The following is a 273-nucleotide window of genomic DNA, read 5'->3' as shown; positions in this document are numbered from 1 at the left end:
CATCTTGGAGGATGCCACGATACGCGCGCGCGCGATTTCGTCGAACAAACGGTCCGCAAGTGCGGGCTGACGCCGCATCATGCCGTCCGCCAGCCCCTCGAGATGCTCGAGATCATCCGCACTGATGACAATTTTCGGAGAACGTTTGGTATGCTTTTTCGTAGCTTGAAGTGATGTAGACATCTGAAAATGTCCTTCTTGTTTAACTGTGGAATGTGGAGTCGGGGTTGAGGTCAGGTCGCGTGGTCAACTGCGATCACGGCAAGTCTGCCG

The 273-nt window shown here is 54.6% G+C and carries 1 protein-coding gene; it reads right to left on the bottom strand.

Features of this window, described 5'->3' with window-relative positions; genetic code table 11:
- The coding region (locus tag E0702_RS17365; RefSeq protein WP_205742057.1) for a hypothetical protein at positions 1-183 on the bottom strand (183 nt) is incomplete at its 3' end.
- Between the last annotated feature and the right edge of the window lie 90 nt (positions 184-273).

This window comes from Halomonas marinisediminis (genome assembly GCF_004347715.1).
Classification (GTDB): Bacteria; Pseudomonadota; Gammaproteobacteria; order Pseudomonadales; family Halomonadaceae; genus Halomonas; species Halomonas icarae.
The sequence above is the reverse complement of the archived record's forward strand: the minus strand, read 5'-3'. Positions and strand labels throughout refer to the sequence as shown.